General features: G+C 65.7%; 18 protein-coding genes. 12 read left to right on the forward strand and 6 right to left on the reverse strand.

The window, feature by feature from the left end; genetic code table 11:
* The first annotated feature begins 1 nt into the window (after position 1).
* Entirely contained in the window at positions 2-1,588 is a 1,587-nt protein-coding gene (locus FFS37_RS23335) for a GMC family oxidoreductase (protein WP_137933328.1), read from the forward strand.
* A 9-nt stretch (positions 1,589-1,597) separates the two neighbouring features.
* On the opposite strand, the gene phnF is transcribed toward FFS37_RS23335, so the two are convergent.
* On the reverse strand, positions 1,598-2,392 hold the full coding sequence (gene phnF, locus FFS37_RS23340; protein ID WP_232375743.1) for a phosphonate metabolism transcriptional regulator PhnF: 795 nt from the start codon (positions 2,390-2,392) through the stop codon (positions 1,598-1,600).
* A gap of 321 nt (positions 2,393-2,713) precedes the next feature.
* On the opposite strand from phnF, the gene FFS37_RS23345 reads away from it, so the two are divergent.
* A complete protein-coding gene (locus tag FFS37_RS23345; protein WP_137933442.1) occupies positions 2,714-3,922 on the forward strand; it encodes an alpha-D-ribose 1-methylphosphonate 5-triphosphate diphosphatase in 1,209 nt (402 codons plus the stop codon).
* A gap of 98 nt (positions 3,923-4,020) precedes the next feature.
* Here FFS37_RS23345 and FFS37_RS23350 read toward each other — a convergent pair whose 3' ends face one another.
* Positions 4,021-4,221: a hypothetical protein gene (locus FFS37_RS23350; protein WP_137933329.1), complete on the reverse strand. Its 201-nt coding sequence runs from the start codon at positions 4,219-4,221 to the stop codon at positions 4,021-4,023.
* Between the two features lie 96 nt (positions 4,222-4,317).
* Positions 4,318-4,548, reverse strand: coding sequence for a hypothetical protein (locus tag FFS37_RS23355; RefSeq protein WP_137933330.1), 231 nt, complete (start codon positions 4,546-4,548; stop codon positions 4,318-4,320).
* Between the two features lie 393 nt (positions 4,549-4,941).
* Between FFS37_RS23355 and FFS37_RS23360 the strand changes: the two genes are divergently transcribed.
* From FFS37_RS23360 to FFS37_RS23380, 5 genes are all read left to right on the forward strand, one after another.
* Positions 4,942-5,943, forward strand: a complete 1,002-nt coding sequence (locus tag FFS37_RS23360; protein ID WP_137933331.1) for a sugar ABC transporter substrate-binding protein — start codon at positions 4,942-4,944, stop codon at positions 5,941-5,943.
* A gap of 44 nt (positions 5,944-5,987) precedes the next feature.
* The gene (locus tag FFS37_RS23365; protein ID WP_408631448.1) at positions 5,988-6,944 is read left to right on the forward strand and encodes an ABC transporter permease; all 957 of its coding nucleotides are present in this window, start codon (positions 5,988-5,990) and stop codon (positions 6,942-6,944) included.
* Positions 6,941-7,693 (forward strand): ATP-binding cassette domain-containing protein, encoded by a 753-nt coding sequence (locus FFS37_RS23370; protein WP_137933333.1) that lies wholly within the window; start codon positions 6,941-6,943, stop codon positions 7,691-7,693. Before FFS37_RS23365 ends, FFS37_RS23370 begins: the two co-directional genes overlap by 4 nt.
* 69 nt (positions 7,694-7,762) lie before the next feature.
* On the forward strand, positions 7,763-8,848 hold the full coding sequence (locus FFS37_RS23375; protein ID WP_137933334.1) for a Gfo/Idh/MocA family protein: 1,086 nt from the start codon (positions 7,763-7,765) through the stop codon (positions 8,846-8,848).
* 101 nt (positions 8,849-8,949) lie between these two features.
* The gene (locus FFS37_RS23380) at positions 8,950-10,977 is read left to right on the forward strand and encodes an amidase (protein WP_137933335.1); all 2,028 of its coding nucleotides are present in this window, start codon (positions 8,950-8,952) and stop codon (positions 10,975-10,977) included.
* 206 nt (positions 10,978-11,183) lie between these two features.
* On the opposite strand, the gene FFS37_RS23390 is transcribed toward FFS37_RS23380, so the two are convergent.
* Positions 11,184-11,831 (reverse strand): ThuA domain-containing protein, encoded by a 648-nt coding sequence (locus FFS37_RS23390; protein ID WP_137933336.1) that lies wholly within the window; start codon positions 11,829-11,831, stop codon positions 11,184-11,186.
* Positions 11,832-11,880: 49 nt separating this feature from the next.
* Positions 11,881-12,903: an LLM class flavin-dependent oxidoreductase gene (locus FFS37_RS23395; RefSeq protein WP_171026389.1), complete on the reverse strand. Its 1,023-nt coding sequence runs from the start codon at positions 12,901-12,903 to the stop codon at positions 11,881-11,883.
* Between the two features lie 120 nt (positions 12,904-13,023).
* Between FFS37_RS23395 and FFS37_RS23400 the strand changes: the two genes are divergently transcribed.
* The 3 genes from FFS37_RS23400 (at position 13,024) to FFS37_RS23410 (ending at position 16,060) form a co-directional block, all read left to right on the forward strand.
* Positions 13,024-14,109, forward strand: a complete 1,086-nt coding sequence (locus FFS37_RS23400; protein WP_137933338.1) for a CaiB/BaiF CoA transferase family protein — start codon at positions 13,024-13,026, stop codon at positions 14,107-14,109.
* Positions 14,110-14,195: 86 nt separating this feature from the next.
* Positions 14,196-14,696, forward strand: a complete 501-nt coding sequence (locus FFS37_RS23405; protein WP_137933339.1) for a peptide deformylase — start codon at positions 14,196-14,198, stop codon at positions 14,694-14,696.
* A gap of 137 nt (positions 14,697-14,833) precedes the next feature.
* A complete protein-coding gene (locus FFS37_RS23410) occupies positions 14,834-16,060 on the forward strand; it encodes an NAD(P)/FAD-dependent oxidoreductase (RefSeq protein WP_137933340.1) in 1,227 nt (408 codons plus the stop codon).
* 20 nt (positions 16,061-16,080) lie between these two features.
* Here FFS37_RS23410 and FFS37_RS23415 read toward each other — a convergent pair whose 3' ends face one another.
* Entirely contained in the window at positions 16,081-16,359 is a 279-nt protein-coding gene (locus FFS37_RS23415) for a hypothetical protein (RefSeq protein WP_137933341.1), read from the reverse strand.
* Between the two features lie 260 nt (positions 16,360-16,619).
* Between FFS37_RS23415 and FFS37_RS23420 the strand changes: the two genes are divergently transcribed.
* Together FFS37_RS23420 and FFS37_RS23425 are read left to right on the forward strand one after the other, a co-directional pair.
* Positions 16,620-17,624: an ABC transporter permease gene (locus FFS37_RS23420; RefSeq protein WP_332311494.1), complete on the forward strand. Its 1,005-nt coding sequence runs from the start codon at positions 16,620-16,622 to the stop codon at positions 17,622-17,624.
* 34 nt (positions 17,625-17,658) lie between these two features.
* On the forward strand, positions 17,659-18,675 hold the full coding sequence (locus tag FFS37_RS23425; protein WP_137933343.1) for a sugar ABC transporter substrate-binding protein: 1,017 nt from the start codon (positions 17,659-17,661) through the stop codon (positions 18,673-18,675).
* The last annotated feature ends 2 nt before the right edge of the window (positions 18,676-18,677 follow it).

Consider the following 18,677-nt stretch of genomic DNA (forward strand, 5'->3'; position numbering starts at 1 on the left):
GATGAGCGCTGAGTACGACTACATCATCGCCGGCGCCGGCTCGGCCGGCTGCACGCTGGCCAACCGGCTGGTGACCGCCGGCAAGCGGGTACTCGTCGTCGAGGCCGGCCCCGCCGACAACACGCGGCTCATCGACATGCCCGCCACCTTCGCCAAGGTGATCGGCACGGCGCGCAGCTGGATCTACGAATCCGAGCCCGAGCCGAGCGTCGGCGGGCGCCGGCTGCCGGTGCCGCAGGGCCGCACGCTGGGCGGCGGCTCCTCGATCAACGCCATGCTCTACATCAGGGGCCAGCCGCAGGACTATGATGGCTGGCGCGATCTCGGCTGCCCCGGCTGGAGCTGGGACGAGGTGCTGCCGGCGTTCAAGCGGCTGGAGCGCAACGAGCGGCTGGCCGGTGAGCGCCATGGCACGGACGGACCGCTGCCGGTGTCCGACCCCCGTCACCGCCATCCGCTTTCATTGGCCTATGTGAAAGCCGCGCAGCAGGCCGGCTATGCCTATAATGACGACTTCAACGGCATCCGCCAGGAAGGCGTCGGCTTCTACCAGACGACAACAGCCAATGGCGAGCGCCAGTCGGCGGCAAAGGTGTTTTTGAGGCCGCTCGCCGGCAACGCCAACCTGACCGTGGTCACCGATGCGCTGGTCACCGGCGTGACGCTGGAAAACGGCGCGGCGAGCGGCCTCGCCTACACCACCTCGGACGGCCAGAGCCACAAGGCGACGGCGAAGGCCGAGGTGATCCTCACCGCCGGGGCATTGGCGACGCCGAAGCTGATGATGCTGTCGGGCCTCGGCCCGGCCGAGCATCTGGCCGGGCTCGGTATTCCCGTGATCCGCGACATGCCGGCGGTCGGTCGCGACCTGCAGGACCATGTCGCCGCCCCGCTCTATGCGCTGACGCGCCAGCCGATCTCGCTGCTGGGAGAAGACCGGGGCCTGAAGGCGCTGCGCCACGGCCTGCAATACCTCATGTTCCGCACGGGCCTCCTCACCTCCAACGTCGTCGAGAGCGGCGGTTTCTTCGATACCGATGGCGACGGCCGGCCCGATGTCCAGTTCCACGTCCTGCCTGTGATGATCGAAAGCGCCGAGCACGGCTCGATCGAGCGTCACGGCATGGAGCTGAACCCTTGTGTGCTGCGGCCAAAGTCGCGCGGCACGGTGCGGCTGCGCTCGCGCGACGCGGCCGACCCGATCCGCTTCACCACCGGCTTCCTGTCCGACCCGGACGATCTCGCGCTGCTCGTCGCCGGCATGAAGATCGCCCGCACCATAGTGCGTCAGCCGGCACTTCAGGCCGTGGTCGCCGAGGAGCTGTCGCCGGGCGACGACGCCGATCTCTCCGAGCAGGCGATTACGGACCATATCCTCGAACACGCCAAGACCGTCTATCACCCCTGCGGCACCTGCCGGATGGGCACGGACGATAATGCCGTGGTCGATCCGCAGCTGCGCGTGCGCGGCGTGCCGCGCCTGCGCATCTGCGATGCCTCGGTCATGCCGCGCCTGATCAGCGGCAACACCAACGCGCCCGTGATCATGATCGCCGACCGCTGCGCCGATTTCATCCTCGGTGCATGATCCGCCGGGTCAATCGCCAGCGGTCGCCGCTTGCGCCAGCACGCTGAGCAGCTGGCTGGTATTGTCGATCGAGAACTGCACCCGCTCGCTGGCCCAGGCGGTTTCCGAATAGGAGACCGGCGTGCCCTTCATGTCGACGTCGACCTTCTTCAGAAGCACGATCGGCTGCGTCTCGGACTGCTTGAGATGCCGCGCCTCTTCCCGGGTCGGCAGCCGCACGATGATGTCCGTGCGCAGCCTTATGTAATCGGTGACGCCGTATTCGGCGAGGATGGCGCTGATGCTGTGCCCGCCGCGGCGCGCCTTGTCGAAGCCGGGGAAGCGGCGCACCGGAAAATAGGCGTTGGAGAGACCCAGCGGATCCTCATCGGCAAGGCCCAGGCGCACAATGTGGTAGACCGGCTCGCCCGGCGGCAGCCGCAGTGCCTCGCTGACGCGGAGCGGCGCTGCAATGGCCGCTTCCTTGATCGCCTGACCCAGCGGCTCGCGCCCCTGCTCCAGCAGGTTCTGCGAAAAACGCGTGCGCTCCGACAGCCGGTAGTCGAGCCTGGTATCGCGCACGAACGTGCCCTTGCCCTGTTCGACCTGGACCAGGCCGCGGCTCTGCAATTGCTGCATCGCCCGCCGGATCGAGTGGCGGCCGACGCCGAAACGCGCCATCAGCTCCGTTTCCCGCGGCAGCCTGCTGTCGCCGATGAAGCGGCCGGCGGCGATATCGGCGGCGAGTTCTTCTTCCACTTGCTGCCACTGGCCGTGCGGTATCCTGCTCTGCATCCTCACCTCGCTGGCGAACGACGGTGCCACCGGCTGGCACCGCGTTGCTGGTATCATTCGAATGAATCATAGCGGCCGGCGGCAGGCCTGACAATGCGGCTGTGTCCCAGGATATCCCCGGTTTTTCTTACGCTGCGGGCTGGAGAAGCCAGCGGCCTACACATGACTGTCATCAAATCGCGTTACCCATTCATCCGGATGAAATCAAAACATTCGGATGATATACTTGAACCCGCTGGACCGGAGTGGAATCCGGAAAGGCGGTATCCTCTTTTGGAGAAGACGATGCTGGAACGGACGGACAAGGGCATGCCACATGAGGACGCGGCCGGGCAGCCGAAGGGACATGGCATGTGGCTGAGTGACTTCGAAATCGTGCTGCGAGACCGCGTCATCCCCAATGGCGCGGTGAGGATCGAGGACGGCCGGATCGCCGAGATTCGCGAAACGCCCGTCGCCGAGGCCGACATATTGGGGGGTGGCCGCCTGCTGCTGCCTGGCTTCATCGACATGCATGGCGACATGGTGGAGCGGGAAGTCGAGCCGCGCATCGGTGTCCACGTGCCGATGAAGATCGGCATTGCCGAACTCGACAAGAAGCTCGCCTCCTGCGGCGTGACCACGGCCTATGCCGCGCTGTCCTTCATCGGCGCCAGCGTCACCAGCGGCGTGCTGCGCTCAGAAGACCATACGTCCGGGATGATCGACACCATAATCGGCCTGAAGGAACACCTGCTCGTCGACCACCGCATCCATGCCCGTTTCGAAGTGACCTTCACCCCCGCCATAGCTTCGCTGCAGAAGCTGATGGATGCCGGCAGGCTGCACCTGATCTCGCTGATGGACCACACGCCCGGCCAGGGGCAGTACCGCGACGTCGAGCTCTATATCGCCCGCATCGCCAAGGAGCGCGGCATGTCCGTAGCCGCGGCATCCGAGGTCGTCGGCAAGCGCATGGCCGGCCGCGAGGGCCAGGGCGACGTGCTCAATGCCTTGCAGGACCTGTCGGCCCGGGCGCGGGCTTGCGGCGTCGTTCTCGCCTCGCATGATGACGACACGCTGGAAAAGGTGGAACTCGTGCATGGCCTGGGCGCCACCCTCAGCGAATTCCCGGTCACGCTGGAAGCGGCCGAGGAGGCCCGCAGGCTGGGCATGCGCACCGCCATGGGCGCTCCCAACGCCCTGCGCGGAGAATCCTATTCCGGCAATCTGTCGGCCCGGCATGCCTACGAGGCGGGACTGCTCGACATGCTGGCCAGCGACTACCATCCGGCCTCGATCCTGCCGGCCGTGCTCGGTCTGGCCGAGCTGCGTGACCGCAGCCTCGTCGCGGCGGTCGCGCTGGCCAGCGCCAATCCAGCCGCCGCTCTCGGGCTCGCCGACAGGGGCGCCATCGAGCCGGGACTCCTTGCCGATCTCGTCGTGGCGGACCGTCATCCCGTGGCGCGCGTGCGGGCCACCTTCCGCGCCGGACGCATGATCTATGGCGACGGCACGCTGGCGCCTGCACGGGCCCAGCACCTGGAACAGAGCGCGCCCGAGCGCTATCGGCTGGCCTGAAGCAATTTCAGGACAGCGTAAAGCGAGTATCCCCCAGGGATTGCGTCAGGAATGAAGAGAACGGGCGGCCCGGCATCTCGATGAGGTGCCGGGTCGCTCTAAAGGTCGAGCGCCACCATCATGCCGCGCACCTCGGCCATTTCCAGCAGCAGGTCCTGGAGGCTTTCAACAGTGAGCGCCACGCCGGATACCGCCAGCAATTCCGTGACGCTGTCTTTCATCGAAATGACGGCAACCCCTGTTTTCTCGGCAAGCAGCCTTGCGATGGCCGCGCGGATAAGGGCGTTCTGGTCAGGCATGATTCCCCTCTCATGCTTTGATGACGAAATAGTTTTCTTTTATGGTATGCTTTTTAACGCAACTTCTGCGAGCTTTAGCTCGGCCTTGCAAGCCGTTCAACACCGCTGTTCTGTATTATTTGTCTGACAGTTGCCCAGTGGCGACAGCGACGGCGGCAACCAGCCGTTGCCGGCGGCACTTGTCATGATGGCAAGCAGCGCAAGCGGCACTTCGTGCCGCTGGAGCCCGATGCACGTCGTGCCGTCCGCGGTCGCCGGCAATTCCGTGGATCTGTCGAAAATGGAATACGTGCCCGTCGGCTCGTTCAGGATCTCGAAACGGTCCAATTCAAACCTCACTCCTCCGGGAGCCCAGTAACGCAACCTACCCATCAGAGGTTGCATGGAAAATCGATTTTTTCTCCGGATCGACGATTTTGATGGAACACTCCGGAAAATTCCCGGCTAAACAGAGCCAAAATCGCTGCGCACCATTTTAAATCTTGACGCGTGTCAATTTTTTATAAAACATGCGGAAACGCTGACGAGGCATGGGTCGGCGCTCTGGGAGGAGCAATGCCTGATATGGAAGAGATCGGGGCGGCGATCCGCGCATTGCGCGGCCCGCGCCCAACCCGCTGTCACCTTTCCAGCGCGAGCGCCGGGGTCGCTTGCGCCGCACAAGGCATTCCTTCCCTCGAAAAACATGCCGTCAACCAAAAAACCGGAGGAGAAAGATCAATGCGCATGTTCAATAGGCTGGCGATCGGCGCCAACCTGCTTGCAGCCCTGCTTGCAACGACGATGATGGCCCCAGCCCATGCCGAGGACGCGGCCAAGGTCGCCGCGATCGTCAAGGGTCTGGACAACCCGTTCTTCCAGACCATGCAGAAAGGCATCGAGGAGCAGGCCAAGGCCGAAGGCGTCGCCGTGACCGTGCAGGCCGCCGCCAATATGGGTGACGCCACCGGCCAGGCCGACCGTCTGACCGCCATGGCCATGCAGGACTTCGACTGCTACCTCGTCAATCCGATCAGCGTTTCCAACCTCGTCCAGGCTCTGGTGCCGGTCGCGCAGAAGAAGAAGCCGATCGTCAACATCGACTCGACCATCGATCCCGAGCAGGCCAAGGCCGCCGGCTTCACCGTCTCGACCTATATTGGCACCGACAATGTCGCCGCGGGCGCGCTGGCCGGCGAGGAAATGCTGAAGCTGGTGCCCAACGGCTCCAAGGTCGCGCTGGTCGCCGGCATCGTCGGCGATGTCGGCTCGAACGCCCGCATCAAGGGCTTCAAGCAGGCCGTGGACGGCAAGCTCGACGTGGTGGTGATGGTGAGCGCCGACTGGGATCGCGAGAAGGCGCTGACGGCGGCCACCGACATCATGGCGGCACATCCCGACGTCGCCGGCTTCTTCGCCGCCAACGACATCATGGCGCTCGGCGTCGAGCGCGCCGTGCGGACTTCGGGCAAGGACGTCAAGGTGATCGGCCTCGACGGCATCGTCGACGCGCTGAAGTCGGTCGCGGCGGGCGAACTTTCCGCCACCGTCGCCCAGTACCCCTATGTCGTCGGCGCCATGGGCATGGAAGCCTGCAAGCTCGCGGCCAAAGGCAAGGAACTGCCCGCCTATGTGCCCGCGCCCGTGCTGTTGATCAACAAGGACAATGCCGAAGCCTCGCTGAAGAACTTCCCGCGTCCGGGCGGCGACTATCCCGATCCGCTGCGTGAGATGCTGAAGTGAGCAATTCCACTGAAAACGCGCCCGCCGCCCATTCGGCGGGCGCGATGGAGGAGAGCCGCCCCTCCCTGTCGGCTCTCCTCCTCGATCCCTCCTTCTGGGCCGACTGGGCGTCCGTCGTCGGCCTGGTCGGTCTCGTCATCATCTTCGGTATCGCCCAACCGGTTTTCCTCAGCGTCGCCAACCTGCAGGCGCTGCTGCTGGCATCCGCGATCCTGGTCGTGCTGTCGATCGGCCAGACCTTCGTCGTGGCAACGTCGGGCATAGACCTGTCGATGGCGGCGGCCGTCATGCTGGGCGCCATCATCCTCGGTCTCGTCAACGCGGCCGGCTACGGCATCTTCCTTGCCTGCGTGCTGGCGCTGCTTGCCACCAGCGCCATCGGTTTCCTCAACGGCTTCATCATCACGGTCGGCAAGATCCCCGACTTCGTGGTGACGCTCGGCACGCTGTCGGCCGTGACCGGGCTTGGCCTCATCCTCTCCGGCGGCGAGCCGACCATGGTCGGCTCCACCTTCCTCTTGAAACTTGCCTCCGGCTCCTTCGGCCCGTTCGGCTACCCGGTCTGGGTGGCGATCGCGGCGGTCATCGTGGCGCATATCGTGCTCTACCACACCCGTTTCGGCGTCCATTTGCTGGCCACCGGCGGCCAGGCTGAAAGTGCCGGCGCGCTCGGCATCCGCACCGGCCGGGTCAAGATCGCCGCGTACACCATCTCTGGCCTGTGCGCCGGCATCGCGGCCATCCTGCTGGTGGCGCGCATCGGCTCGGCCGAACCGCTGATCAACACCAGCCTGCTCCTGAATTCCGTGGCCGCGGTGGTGCTTGGCGGCGTCAGCCTGTTCGGCGGCCGCGCCAGCATTCTCGGGCCTGCGATCGGTGCGCTGATGCTGACCGCGCTGGTCAACGGCCTGACGCTGCTCAGCGTCTCGGCTTTCTATCAACCGCTCGCCGTGGGTGCCATCGTGGTGCTGGCGGCGCTGATCATGCGGTACCAGAAATGAGCGCCCCCTCTTCCGACGCGATCATCGCCTGCCAGGGCCTGAGCAAACACTTCGGCGGCGTGCGCGCCTTCACCGATGTCGCCTTCCAGGCGCGCCGCGGCGAGGTTACCGCCGTGATCGGCGACAATGGCGCCGGCAAGTCGACGCTGATCCGTTGCCTGGTCGGCGTGCATGTGCCCGATGCCGGCTCGATCGTCTTCGACGGCCGCGAGCACCCCTTCTCCAACCCCGATGGCGCCCGCAAGGCCGGCATCGAGACCGTGCACCAGAATCTGGCGCTGATCGACGAACTGACGGTGGCGCAGAACCTGTTCCTCAACCGCGAGATCGTGCGGCGGATCGGCCCGTTCGCCTTCCTCGACCGCAAGGCGATGAAGCGCGAGGCCCGCTCGATGCTGTCGCGCCTGTCGATCAACGTGCCCTCGATCAACCAGCGTGTGCGCCGCCTGTCGGGCGGCCAGCGGCAGGCGATCTCGATCTGCCGCGCCGTCGGCTCCGGCGCCAAGCTGGTGGTGATGGACGAACCGACGGCCGCACTCGGCGTGCAGGAGACCGCCAATGTCGAGGCACTGATCAGGCGCCTGCGCGAACAATCGGTCTCGGTCATCCTGGTCAGCCACAATTTCGATCAGGTGCGCCGCCTGTCCGACCAGATCTGGGTGATGCGCGCCGGCAAGATGGCCGCGACCGTGCGCTCTGCCGAGACGTCGGGCAACGAACTCGTCGCGCTCGTCACCGGCGCGGCGTAATCCCCATCAAATCAACGTCTGGCCGCGGGCGCGGCCAGCAACGAGCATGAAATCGGAAGGAGTTTTTCAGTGGCGCCACTTCGTGTCGGTCTTCTCGGTCTTGGAGAAGTCGCCCAGTCGATCCATCTGCCCGTGCTGGCCGACCAGCGCGACCGCTGGTCGATCGCGGGCGTCTACGACGTCTCGCCGAGCCTTGTGACGCTGATCACTTCGGAATATGGCGCGAAGGCCTATGACAGCGCCGAGGCGCTGATCAATTCGCCCGATATCGACGTGGTGTTCGTGCTGTCGTCGGACGACACCCACAGCCGCTTCGTGCGCGCGGCCATGCAGGCCGACAAGCACATCCTGTTGGAAAAGCCCGCCTGCCTGACGGTGCGCGAAATCGATGAATTGCTGGCGCTGATGCCGTCCTACGGGAAGACCCTGTTCGTCGGCTACATGCGCCGCTATGCGCCCGCCTACCTCGCCGCGCGCGACGAACTGCCCGCGCATGCCGACATCACCCATGTGCGCATCTTCGATCTCATCTCCGAGGGCCGGCATTTCCTCAAGAAAAGCCAGAACGTGCTCTATCCCAACGACATCGACCCTGCCTTGCTGGCGCGTGGCACCAAGGAGCGCGACGCGCTGATCCGCGAGGTGGTCGGCGCCGACGCGCCCGCCGACCTCGTGCGCGCCTATCGCGGGCTGACCGCGCTTTCCTCGCATCACATCTCCGCCATGCGCGGTCTCATCGGCGAGCCGAAAGGCGTGGTGTCAGCGTACCGCACCAATGGCGGCGCCAACACCTCCGTCACCTTCGACTACGGTCATTTTGCCTGCCTCTATGACGCCGTCGTCGACGATCTCGGCCTGTTCGACGCCATGATCGAGGTGCGCTCCAACACAAGGCGCGTGCGCATCATCTACGACACGCCCTACATCAGAAGCCTGCCGACCCGGCTGGAAGTGACCGATGCCGGTCCGCTCGGGCCGGTGACGAAAAGCTTCGGCCCGCTCTATGGCGACGCCTTCTCCAACGAACTGGAAACCTTCCACCGCCACATCACGGAAGGAACAAAACCCCTGACCGACCTCGCCGACTCCCGCCGCGACCTGGCGCTGATGGCCGGGATCATCGAGAAGATGAAGGGGAGTGGCGGAACCGCCTGAATGCAAGGAAGCAGGAACAACACGTAGACTGCTGATTGGCTCTTGCCGAAGCCGTTGCTCTCGCTCATCCATGGGCGGGAGACGACAGCTTGGGAGCAATGATGACCGATGCCAGCTTTCACCTCGTGGACGCCACGATCGACCAACTGCGCCGCGCGCTCGATGACGGCACCGTCACCAGCGTCGAGCTTGTCGCGGCGTATCTGAGACGCATCGCGCATTTCGACCGGCATGGCATCAGCCTCAATGCTGTCCCCGTCCTCAATCCTGACATGTTCGAGGAGGCCGCCGCATCCGACAGGCGGCGCGCCACGGGCAAGACGCTGGGTCCGCTCGACGGCATTCCCTACACAGCCAAGGACAGCTACAAGGTCAAAGGCCTGACGGTCGCCTCCGGTTCGCCGGCCTTCGAACATCTGATCGCCAACGAGGATGCCTTCACCATCGCCCGTCTGCGCGCCGGCGGCGCGGTGCTGATCGGGCTCACCAACATGCCGCCCATGGCCAATGGCGGCATGCAGCGCGGCGTCTATGGCCGCGCCGAAAGCCCGTATAATGGCGACTATCTGACCGCGGCCTTCGCGTCCGGTTCCTCCAACGGCTCGGGCACGGCGACGGCCGCCAGCTTCTGCGCCTTTGGGCTCGGTGAGGAAACCTGGTCGTCCGGCCGCGCCCCGGCCACCAACAACGCGCTGGTCGCCTACACGCCCTCGCGCGGCGTCATTTCCGTTCGCGGCAACTGGCCGCTGGTGCCGACGATGGACGTGGTGGTGCCGCACACGCGCACCGTGCCGGACATGCTGGAACTGCTCGACATCATCGTCGCCGACGATCCGCGCACGCGCGGCGATTTCTGGCGCGCGCAGCCCTGGGTCGCGCTGCCGAAAAGCGCCGAGATACGGCCCGAGCGCTACACCGGCCTCGCGCTGGCCGGCGCGCTGAAAGGCAAGCGGCTCGGCGTGCCCAGAATGTATATCGGCCGCGACAGCGGTGCCGACCGGCCGATCGAAACCCGCGCCTCGGTGCTGGCCCTTTGGCAGCAGGCGGCCGCCGATCTCAAGCGGCTCGGGGCAGAAGTGGTGGAAGTCGATTTCCCCGTCGTCTCCAACTATGAGCGCGACCGTCCCGGCACCCGCACCATGGCCGAGCGCGGGCTGGTGCCGCAGGAGTTTGCCCGGCATGAGATCTGGGACCTCTGCGTCTGGGGCTGGGACGATTTCCTGCTCGCCAACGCCGATCCCGCCCTGCCCGATCTCGCTTCGGTCGACGGACCGAAGATCTTCCCGCAGCCGCCCGGCGCCTTGCCCGACCGCTACGAAGGCGGCTTCGATGTCGCCGAATATGTCGAGCGCGCGAAAGCCGGCGTCACTCCGTTCATCGATATCCCGACGCTGGAGGAAGGGCTGAAGGGTCTGGAGGCGACGCGGCGCATCGACTTCGAGGACTGGATGGATGCCAACGGGCTCGACGCCGTGGTGCTGCCGGCCGCCGCCGATGTCGGCCCGGCCGATGCCGACACCAACGAGGCATCCGCGACCCTTGCCTGGCGCAACGGCACCTGGGTCGCCAACGGCAATCTGGTCTGGCGCCATTTCGGCATCCCGACCGTCACCGTGCCGATGGGCACCATGGCCGACATCGGCATGCCGGTCGGCCTGACCTTCGCCGGCAAGGCCTACGGCGATGAGGGGCTGCTGCGCATGGCCGGCGATTACGAGCGTTCGTCCCAGCGCCGCACCCGCCCGCCGCGCACGCCGGCACTGCCGGGCGAGGCATTTGCACGCCGGCCGGTTCGCCCTGGCGGCGGCGATGCCGCGGCGTTCGCCATCACGCTTGCCGCCGAGACGCTGGTTTCGGGCGAAAGGGACGAAATCATCATCATGCTCGACCTGCCCGATGAGGCAGCCGACAGCGAGGGGATCCGCGTCCAGGTTCATGTCAACGGACAGGCCGTCGAGATGCAGCGGGCCGGCGCCCGCCTCACCGGCCGCGCGCTCGTCCCGGCCGCCGAGCACCGGCGTATCCACAGCGCCTGGCGCGGCTCCTATGGCTCGATCGTGACGGCGGTCGTGCGGCTGGAGGACGGGCGTAGCGCTGGCGCCTATGTCGTTACGGGCGGGATCGGGTGAACGGCGGTAAAGCCAACACCCACCGTGGAGTTCCGTCACGCCCCCCTCTGTCCTGCCGGACATCTCCCCCACCAGGGGGGAGATTAGCAGCTTTGACACCTCGCTCTTTCCTGCAACTTTGAAAATTCGCGAAGGCCGCGGTGACGGCCGATCTCCCCCCAAGTGGGGGAGATGTCCGGCAGGACAGAGGGGGGCGCCGTAGAGCGCTACCCCCGTGCGGCCCAGAGCAAACCACGCTCCACAATCAGCGCCATTTCCGGCACCGCGAACTCATCCGCCGTGTGCCCAAGGGAACTGTAAAACACCCTCCCCGCGCCATAGCGGCGCTTCCACACCACCGGCATGACCACGCCACCAATGCCCGGAAAATGCGCGTCGGTGAAAGTGGTCGTCGCCAGCACCTCGTTGCTGGGGTCGACATGCATGTAATACTGCTCCGACCGGTAGTCGAAGTCACCGACGCCTTTTGTGATCGGATCCTCCGGTCGTGTGATCACCACACGATAACAGATGATATCGCCGGGGTGCGCGACCCATTGGCCGCCGGTCATGAACTGGTAGTCGGGCTCGTTGCGGAAACTGTCGCCCATCGTGCCATGGAAGCCGCCGAGCCCGCTTCCCGCGCGAACCGCGCGCGTCAGGTTCTGCAATTCGGCTTTCTCGATCGTCGACATCGTGATGACAGGGACGATGAGATCGAACGAGCCAAGGTCCGGATCGGCGAACATCGCCGTGCCCTCGCCCAGCGTAACCGCGAACCCATTGCGCTCCAGCATGCCGCGCACGACGTCAGCGCTGCGTTCAGGCGTGTGGCCTTCCCAGCCGCCCCAGGCAATCAGCGCTTTCCCCGGCATGCCGTGAACCTCCGTCGACGCAGCCGCCGATGGTTACACGGCTCAGCCCTCAGCGCCAGCCCAGGCCGGGTGCCACATGCGTCAGGATCGCCTCGATGACATGGGCGTTGTAGTCGACGCCGAGCTGGTTGGGCACGGTGAGCAGCAGCGTGTCGGCCTCGGCGATCGCCTCGTCCTGCGCCAATTCCCTGATCAGCACATCGGGCTCGGCGGCATAGCTGCGGCCGAAGATGGCGCGCGTGTTTTCCTCGATGAAGCCGATCTGGTCGCGGCTTTCGTTACCGCGCCCGAAATAGGCGCGGTCGCGGTCGTCGACCAGCGCGAAGATGCTGCGGCTGACCGAGACGCGCGGCTCATGGCTGTGGCCAGCCGCCTTCCAGGCTTCGCGATAGGCGCGGATCTGCTCGGCCTGCTGGACGTGGAAGGGCTTGCCGGTCTCGTCGAATTTGAGCGTCGAGCTCTGCAGGTTCATGCCCAGTTTCGCCGCCCATTCCGAAGTGGCGTTGGTGGCCGCGCCCCACCAGATGCGCTCGCGCAGGCCTTCCGAATGCGGCTCGAGCCTGAGCAGGCCGGGCGGATTGGGGAACATCGGCCGGGGATTGGGCTGGGCGAAGCCTTCGCCGCGCAGCGTGTCGAGGAAGACCTCGGCGTGATGGCGCGCCATGTCGGCCTCGCTCTGTCCCTCGCGCGGCGCGTAGCCGAAATAGCGCCAGCCATCGATGACCTGTTCGGGCGAGCCGCGGCTGATGCCGAGCTGCAGGCGCCCTCCCGCGATGATGTCGGCGGCGCCCGCATCCTCGGCCATGTAGAGCGGGTTCTCGTAGCGCATGTCGATGACCGCCGTCCCGATCTCGATGCGGCTGGTCCTGGCGCCGACCGCCGCCAGCAGCGGAAACGGCGAGGCGAGCTGGCGTGCGAAGTGATGCACGCGGAAATAGGCGCCGTCCGCGCCGAGCTGCTCAGCGGCGACGGCAAGGTCGATGGACTGCAGCAGCGCGTCCGAAGCCGAGCGCACCTGCGATTGCGACGAGGGCGTCCAGTGCCCGAACGAGAGGAAACCGATTTTTTTCATGGCCATGAAGTATATGCGCGCGCCACATGCTTCAATGCCAAACGAACAAGGTTACACACCGTCGCCCAAAGCAAGACCGGAAGTGCGCGACGCCAGGGACTGAACGCCATGGAAGGTGGAATGCTCAGGGGTATCCGCATCGTCGAGATCGAGGCGCTGGGGCCGGCGCCCTTCGCCGGCATGCTGCTCGCCGATCTCGGCGCCGACGTCATCGTCGTCCACCGCAAGCAGCCGGCCATGCCAGGCCAGCCCGAGCGCTCGCTGCTCGATCGCGGCAAGCGCTCCATCGCGCTCGATCTGAAGGATGCGGATGACGTGGCCGTGCTGATGCGCCTCATCGCCACCGCCGACGGCCTGATCGAGGGCTTCCGGCCGAGCACCATGGAACGCCTCGGGCTTGGCCCGGATACCTGCCTCGCGGCCAATCCTCGTCTGGTCTATGGCCGCATGACCGGCTGGGGCCAGGATGGACCGCTGGCCCACACCGCCGGCCACGACATGAACTATATCGGCGTCTCCGGAGCGCTCTGGTACGCCTCCCTGCCTGGCGAGCCGCCGATGACGCCGCCGACGCTCACCGGCGACATAGGCGGCGGCGCGCTCTATCTGGTGATCGGCATGCTCGCCGGCATCATGAACGCGCGCGCCGGCGGGGAAGGTACCGTCGTCGACGCGGCGATCGTCGACGGCTCGGCCCATATGATGAACCTCCTGATGTCGCTCGGCCAGTCGGGCGCGCTCTTCGCCGGGCGTGGCCGCAGCCTGCTCGACGGGCCGCATTGGTGCCGCGTCTATCGCACGGCGGATGGCGGCTTCATCAGCGTCCAGTGCCTGGAAGCGAAATTCTACGCGCTCTTCCTCGACAGGCTGGGTCTCGCCGCCGATCCACAGTTTGCCAGGCAGTTCGACAGCGATCTGTGGCCGGAACTCGGCGGCAGGCTGGCGGCGATCTTTGCCGCGAAGTCACGCGATGAATGGGCGGCGCTGTTCGAGGGCTCGGATGCCTGCGTCTCCCCCGTGCTCAACCCGTGGGAGGCTGCCTCGCACCCGCACATGGCGGCGCGCGGTTCGTGGCAGACCGTGGGTGGCGCCTTGCAGGCCGCCGCCGCGCCGCGTTTTTCCGGGGCGAAGCAGCCGATCCCCGCGAGAAGCCCCACGCGCGGCGAACACGACGCTGATATCAGGGCCGAGCTGACAGTGCCGTGACGACGTCGCAAATCGCCGCCGGCACGGTGCCATGCCAGGCTATGCCAGCGACGTGACGAAAACGATTGGCGGATAGGACGAGGTTCATGGCGGTTCGGCCGATCATAAGATTTCCCAACCCACTCCTTCGCACGGCTGCGGAACCCGTAGAGCGATTCGACAGCGACCTGCACGGCCTGGTCGCGGATCTCGTCGACACCATGCACGCGGCGCCGGGGATCGGCATCACCGGCCCGCATATCGGTGTTCTGAAACGCGTGGTGGTGATCCAGCTTCCGTCAGCCGCGAAGCCGGGAACCTATGTCAATCCGTCGATCATCGAGGCCTCGCCCGAGATGATCCGTCACGCGGAAGGCAGCGTTTCGATGCCCGGCGTCACGGAGGACATCGAGCGGCATGCCCGCGTCCGTGTCCGCTATCAGGATCTTGACGGCAACGAGCGGTTCGAGGACGCCGATGGGCTGCTGGCGGTTTGCCACCAGCATGAGATCGATCAGCTCGACGGGCTGTTCTGGACGCACAGGCTGACGCGCCTCAAGCGCGACCGGCTGATCAAGCGTTACGCCAAGCTGACGCGAGCCTCCTAGACACCACCGCACATATGGACGACCGCCTTGGGCCGGCCGCCTGCCCCGCTGCGGCATGGCAGCCGGAACTTCTTGCATGCCGCTTTGCAATCTCGTATACGAGTATACGAGATTGGAACTGTTAATGGGAGGTCGCGATGGCCATCGCCAGGGATTTCGCGGAAAAGCCGGTGGACGCCCTCGTCATCGGTGGCGGCATTGCCGGTTGCACGCTCGCCTATGAGCTGGCCCGGCGCGGCCTCAGGACAACCGTCCTTGAGCAGAGCATGATCGCGGCGGAGTCCTCGGGGCGGAATACGGGCACCTTGCTCAGCGGCCCGCAGAAAGAAGTCGTCGAATTGCTCGATGCCAGCGTCGAGATCTATGCCGAGCTTGCCGAAGGTCCGGTTCCCTTCGAATTCGCTCCTGTCGCCCATCTGCTGATTTCCGAGGACGACGCCAGTTTCGAGGCTGCCGCCGCGATCGCGGACCGCTACAGGGCAGCCGGTGTGCCGATGGAAAAGGTTACCGGCAAGGAACTGGCGCGGGACTATCCGCGCATCGGCTTCAATGTGGCGGGCGGCTACAGCGTCGGTCGCGCCTGGACCCTGGAGCCGATGGGCGCAACCCACGCCTTTGCCCATGCGGCACGCGAGGCGGGCGCCACCATCCGCACCGGCCTGCGCGTCGCCCAGATCTTCTCCAGAGGCGGCAAGGTTCAGGGCGTCCTGACCGACCAGGGCATCGTTCCCGCCGATCTCGTCTTCATCGCCAACGGACTATGGATGTCGGATCTGTTGCGTCGCACCGTCGGGGACGGGCCGCTGCCCGGCCTGCCCTTCACCGCCGGCCGCGGTTGGCTGATCCAGCTCGGCAGGCTGGATTTCGATTTGCCTTGGATCGTCGAGGAACTGACCTGGCCGGATCAGGAAGAGCTCGGCCGGCGCATGAGGCTCGAGGGCCTGGCCGATGTCGCCGCCCAGCGCGACGACCAGCCGGCGGTGGAGGCCATCTGCCTCAACCCCATGCGCGGCGGCGACGCCAGGCTGGGCGCTTCCGTCCAGCCTGCCTATCGCGATCTCGTCCGCAACACCGACATGGCGAGCCGGATCGCCAGCCGCACGCTACGCATGCTGCCCGGCCTTGGCTCGCCGCAGGTCAAGAATGTCTATCCCGGTAACCGCCCCATGCTGTCCGACGGTCTTCCCGTCGCCGGCGCGACAGCCGTCGAAGGCCTGTTCGTGCATGGCGGCATGGGCTCCATCGGCATGCATGCCGCACCCGCCACCGCGCGCTGGCTGGTCGATGCCGTGCTCTCGGGCGACGGCAATCCGCCACGGCAATGGCTGCGACCCGACCGCTTCCCGGGATGGGAGACGGTCTGAGCGCCGGTTACGGCCGCCGCCTACTTCCCGCAGTAGTGATCGTTGATCTTGTTGCTCGCAAAACCGTCAGGACCGGTCCGATGATAGGAACAGGGACCGGCGCCCGTGGTGAACAGCTGCTGGTCGTAGTAACGCGGGCCGCCGAACAGGAACTCGAACAGGTTGTCATTGGCGGGGACATAACGCTGCTGATCGGTCTGCTGCTGCTTGTAATGCTTGGTCCCGGCGAACGCCGAGGAGGCCGCGCCGCAACCCACGGCCAGTGCGAGAGCGCAGATCGCTAGCGATTTCATGGTCATCGGCAACACCTTCCTGACTGTGCAAGCTCTATCATACAGCGAAAATCGTCAACGAGACAAAAGTTCCCTAGGCGCAAGGCGGTGATGACGCCGCCGGCGGCTGGATCGAACTGCACAGCGCATCAGAAAATCGAAATTGCCCCTGCCGTCACGAGCCGCAATGGTGACCGAGGAGACAGGCCGCCTTGCGGCTGTGGAGGAGTAGCGGAGCGGCAAAGCCGCCCGCACGGACGCCGCCTGAAACGGGCGGCCAGGGAGGAATGGAGTTGGCTGGTTCGGGCGGATCCGACGGCGGTCGCATGGGCATCAAGGTGTCCCAGGAGATCGTTGTCGTTGCGATATCGGTCATTCTCGTCCTCGTCTTCTCCGCGACGCTCAACAACTTCCTGAGCCAGGGCAACATCATCGCCATCCTGAAGAACGTCTCGATCCTCGGCACGCTTGCCGTCGGCATGGGCTTCATCGTCGTCGGCCGCGGTATCGACCTCACCATGGTGGCGGTGATGGTGGTCGGCGTCGCCTTCTCGATCTGGATTTCCACCTGGGGCATCGATTTCACGCTCGCGATCATCTGCGGCGCGCTGCTCGCCGCCGCGATCGGCCTGTTCACCGGCATCATGGTGGCGATCGCCGAAATCCCGCCGATCTTCGCCACACTGGCAATCGCGTCCTCGGTCTACGGCTCCGGCCGCATCGTCTTTGCCTCGGACGTGCTCTACGCCCCGTCCAACATCGGCTGGCTGAAATTCGTCGGCAGCGGCACCATCCTCGGCATCCCGATGTCGGTGGTGATCTTCGGCGCGGTCGCCGCGCTGATGGGCTTCTTCCTGCGCAAGACCCGCTTCGGCCGCCTGGTCTACGCCACCGGCGACAACCCCAACGCGGCCCGCACGACAGGGCTTCCGACGCGCCCGATCATCGTGACCCAATATGTCATCAGCGCGCTGGTCGCCTTCACCGCCGGCATCATCATGCTCGGCCTGGTCACCGGCATCGACACGCGGCTCTACAATTCGAGCCTGATCTACGACGTGCTGCTGGTGGTGGTGCTCGGCGGCATCGGCCTCTCCGGCGGCCAGGGTGGCGTGCGCAACGTCATCGCCGGCACCATACTGGTCGGCATCCTCACCAACGGCATGACCATCCTGAACTTCAGCTACACCAGCCAGAACCTCATCAAGAGCGTGATCCTGCTGGGAGCGCTGGCAATCGACGCCATCATCAATCCGCGCGACGAGCAGACCTCGCAGAGCGGCGACATCTGAAGCAACAACGCATATCAAATCAGGGAGGAAACCAATGAAACTGTTGAAGAACTGCCTTTTGGCGGGGCTGACCGCGCTGACGCTGCTGGGCGCGGCGCAAGTCACGACCGCGCAGGAAACCGACCAGGTCGGCCGCTCGACCTATCTCGAATCGCTCAAGGGCAAGAAGGTCATCTTCGTGCCGATCTCGCAGGGCATGGACCTCAACCAGGCCTGGGTGGTGGTCTGGCAGCGTCACGCCGCCCGCTACGGCTTCACGCTTGAAGTGCGCGATCCCTCCGGCGACACCAATGCCGGCATCCGCGCCATGCAGGGTGCCATCGCCGAGAAGCCCGACCTGATCATCGTGCAGAACCCCGACGTTCAGACCTACGCCCGCCTTCTGAAGCAGGCGCAGGCCGCCGGCATCAAGGTGCTGCAGGTCAACATGCAGTCGGCGACCCAGACCGACTCCTATGTCGGCAATGACTGGATCGAGATGGGCCGCCTCGAAATGGGCGAACTGGCCAAGCACTGCACCGGCCCCAACGCCGTCTCGCACAAGGTCGTGTGGTTGGCCGGCGTCCAGACCGGCGCCGCCAACATCTATATGCGCACGGGCATCGACGAAGTGCTGAAGGCCAATCCCGAGCTGCAGCTCGTCTCCGACCAGCCGGCCGACTACATGAGCGAGAAAGCCCGCCAGATCACCGAGACCGTGCTCCAGCAGCATCCGGACCTCTGCGGCATCATGGGCATCTGGGACAATGCCGAGGTTGGCGCGGGTGCCGCCGTCGTTGCCGCCGGCAAGCAGGACCAGGTCACCATCGTCACCAACGGCGCCGGCAGCGCCACGGGCTGCGAGAGCATCAAGAACGGCCTGCTCGACGTGATCTTCAACTTCAACGCCCCGATCCAGGCCGAGATCGCCGCACAGCAGATTTCCGAACTGCTGCAGCAGCCCGGCCGCAAGGCCGGCAGCGAGAAGACCATCTTCTTCGGCCCGATCACCCGCGTCGACAAGACCAACGCGACCGGCAGGAACTGCTGGAAGCTCGACGAGCTCAAGTAACG

This window comes from Mesorhizobium comanense, from assembly GCF_005503535.1.
Classification (GTDB): domain Bacteria; phylum Pseudomonadota; class Alphaproteobacteria; order Rhizobiales; family Rhizobiaceae; genus Mesorhizobium; species Mesorhizobium comanense.

Excerpts from the sequence above, each read along its gene's own strand:
- FFS37_RS23345 (WP_137933442.1), top strand. The coding sequence starts at position 2,714 with ATGTGGCTGAGTGACTTCGAAATCGTGCTGCGAGACCGCGTCATCCCC.
- FFS37_RS23360 (WP_137933331.1), top strand. The coding sequence starts at position 4,942 with ATGCGCATGTTCAATAGGCTGGCGATCGGCGCCAACCTGCTTGCAGCC.
- FFS37_RS23380 (WP_137933335.1), top strand. The coding sequence starts at position 8,950 with ATGACCGATGCCAGCTTTCACCTCGTGGACGCCACGATCGACCAACTG.
- FFS37_RS23395 (WP_171026389.1), bottom strand. The coding sequence starts at position 12,903 with ATGAAAAAAATCGGTTTCCTCTCGTTCGGGCACTGGACGCCCTCGTCG.
- FFS37_RS23390 (WP_137933336.1), bottom strand. The coding sequence starts at position 11,831 with ATGCCGGGGAAAGCGCTGATTGCCTGGGGCGGCTGGGAAGGCCACACG.
- FFS37_RS23370 (WP_137933333.1), top strand. The coding sequence starts at position 6,941 with ATGAGCGCCCCCTCTTCCGACGCGATCATCGCCTGCCAGGGCCTGAGC.
- FFS37_RS23425 (WP_137933343.1), top strand. The coding sequence starts at position 17,659 with ATGAAACTGTTGAAGAACTGCCTTTTGGCGGGGCTGACCGCGCTGACG.
- FFS37_RS23405 (WP_137933339.1), top strand. The coding sequence starts at position 14,196 with ATGGCGGTTCGGCCGATCATAAGATTTCCCAACCCACTCCTTCGCACG.
- FFS37_RS23415 (WP_137933341.1), bottom strand. The coding sequence starts at position 16,359 with ATGACCATGAAATCGCTAGCGATCTGCGCTCTCGCACTGGCCGTGGGT.
- FFS37_RS23420 (WP_332311494.1), top strand. The coding sequence starts at position 16,620 with ATGGAGTTGGCTGGTTCGGGCGGATCCGACGGCGGTCGCATGGGCATC.
- FFS37_RS23365 (WP_408631448.1), top strand. The coding sequence starts at position 5,988 with ATGGAGGAGAGCCGCCCCTCCCTGTCGGCTCTCCTCCTCGATCCCTCC.
- FFS37_RS23410 (WP_137933340.1), top strand. The coding sequence starts at position 14,834 with ATGGCCATCGCCAGGGATTTCGCGGAAAAGCCGGTGGACGCCCTCGTC.
- FFS37_RS23400 (WP_137933338.1), top strand. The coding sequence starts at position 13,024 with ATGCTCAGGGGTATCCGCATCGTCGAGATCGAGGCGCTGGGGCCGGCG.
- FFS37_RS23335 (WP_137933328.1), top strand. The coding sequence starts at position 2 with ATGAGCGCTGAGTACGACTACATCATCGCCGGCGCCGGCTCGGCCGGC.
- FFS37_RS23350 (WP_137933329.1), bottom strand. The coding sequence starts at position 4,221 with ATGCCTGACCAGAACGCCCTTATCCGCGCGGCCATCGCAAGGCTGCTT.